Source organism: Spirillospora sp. NPDC049652, from assembly GCF_040675125.1.
In the GTDB taxonomy this organism is placed as follows: domain Bacteria; phylum Actinomycetota; class Actinomycetes; order Streptosporangiales; family Streptosporangiaceae; genus Spirillospora.
Window position 1 is genome coordinate 1 of record NZ_JBFAOF010001218.1, and the last position, 1,838, is coordinate 1,838.

The window sequence follows — 1,838 nt, forward strand, 5'->3', positions numbered from 1 at the left end:
CACCGCCGCCCGCGAGCGCGAGGTCGTCACCGCGTTCCTCGCCGCCTCCCGCGAGGGCGACTTCGAGGCCCTGCTGACCCTCCTGGACCCCGACGCCGTCCTGCGCTCGGACCGGACCGCCGCCGAGATGGGCGCGCCCGACCGCATCGAGGGACGGCGGGACCTGGCGGCGTTCTGGTCGGGCCGCGCCAAGGCGATCCTGCCGGTCGTCGTGGACGGCGTGCCCGGCGCGATGTGGCAGCACCGGGGCGTCCCGCAGGTGGTCTTCGACTTCACCATCCGGGACGGCCGCGTGGTCGCGATCGACTTCGTCGCCGACCCCGACGTCCTCGCGTCGGTGGAACTGGAGAAGCCGCCGCGTGGCTAACGTGGGGGAATGACCGGACGCGGCGCACCTCCCACCGAGACCACGATCGCCACCCGCGACTGGGACGGCCGGGACATCGACGGCGAGACGTTCGAACGCGTCCTGTTCTCCGACGTCGACTTCACCGAGATGCGCGACGTGTCCGGGACGTTCACCGAGTGCGTGTTCCGGGGCTGCCGGTTCAACGTCTCCGAGCACACCGAGGCCGCGTTTCTGAACTGCGCGTTCGTCCGCTGCTCGTTCTTCGACGCGACGTTCACCGGCTGCAAGCTCGTCGGCGGCTCCTTCGACGGCTGCTCGTTCGATCTGCTCAAGGTGCGCGGCGGCGACTGGTCGTTCACGTCCCTGACCGGGGCGAAGCTGTCCGGCGCGACGTTCGAGGAGGTCCGCCTGCGCGAGGCCGACCTGAGCGGCGCGGTCTGCGAGAGGACCACGTTCCACAAGGCCGACCTGTCCGGCGCGTGGCTCCGGAACGCCGACTTCCGTCAGGCGGACCTGCGCGGCAGCGTCCTGCCGCCCGACCACCTGCTGACCATGAACCTGAAGGGCGCCGTCATCGACCTCGCCCAAGCCGTGGTCGTCGCCGAAGCCCTCGGCCTGGACGTCCGCCCTTGAGCAGGTAGAGCCCCAGCACGACCGCACCGGCCACGGCCTGCGCGGTCAGGACCGGGCCGAGGCCGGCGGGCCGCCGCGCCAACGCGTCGAGGGCTGGAGCGCACCCGATCACGGCGATGTCCGCGCCGGTCAGCGCCCAGATGAGCGGGCCCGTCGGAATCGCTCCCAGCGGGGTCGCGACGACCGGCATCGCGTGATCGACCGGCGGCCTCCGGGCCATCCGCAGTGCTCCGGCGGCCAGGGCGGGCGCGCACGGGAACGCGAGCGGCCACCACGGGCCGCCGGGCAGCGCGCCCGCCGCCTCCAACCCGGCCAGGGCCGACGCCAGCCAGAGGCCGCCGACCAGCGCCGGAAGGACGGCCCGAGCCGCCAGTGCCGCCCGGGGGCCGACCGCCGTCAGGCGGGACAGCGCCGGGTCGCCCGCGTCCCGGCGAGTCCCCGCCGCGCACGACGCGGCGGCGAGCAGCGCCCCCAGCGACGCCATCGCCACCGGAGCCGTCCCGTCCACCGCCCGGGCCGCGAGCGCGGGCAGCGCGGCGGACGCCGCGAGGAGGGCGAGCCGTCCGGGGCGGCGTCCCAGCCGCACCCAGTCCTGCCAGGCCACGGCGAGCGACGCGGGAAGCCTCGGCCAGGCACGCGACCGCAGGGTCCTCGCCCGCCAGTGGACGTCCTCGATCGTCCACGTGAGCGAGCCCGGATCGAGCAGCGTCGTCGCGGTCGCCACCCGGTTGACGCGCGTGGACGCCTCCAGCAGATCGCGCGCGTGGATCCGCTCCAGCCGCGACCAGGCGAGCCGAGACACCGAAGCCGCGGCGACGGCGCACACCGCCGCAGCGGTCACGGCCGCCGAAGCGGG

At 75.0% G+C, this 1,838-nt stretch carries 3 protein-coding genes; 2 read left to right on the forward strand and 1 reads right to left on the reverse strand.

Translation table 11 applies throughout. The features are described from left to right. Together AB0J52_RS38715 and AB0J52_RS38720 are read left to right on the forward strand one after the other, a co-directional pair. Positions 1–367, forward strand: a 367-nt coding sequence (locus AB0J52_RS38715; protein WP_500188027.1) for a sigma-70 family RNA polymerase sigma factor family protein, incomplete at its 5' end; no start/stop codon positions are given. Between the two features lie 9 nt (positions 368–376). Further along, a complete protein-coding gene (locus AB0J52_RS38720; RefSeq protein WP_500188028.1) occupies positions 377–982 on the forward strand; it encodes a pentapeptide repeat-containing protein in 606 nt (201 codons plus the stop codon). Here the strand turns inward: AB0J52_RS38720 and AB0J52_RS38725 are convergent. After that, positions 921–1,838, reverse strand: a 918-nt coding sequence (locus AB0J52_RS38725; RefSeq protein ID WP_500188029.1) for a DUF6297 family protein, incomplete at its 5' end; no start/stop codon positions are given. The genes AB0J52_RS38720 and AB0J52_RS38725 overlap by 62 nt on opposite strands.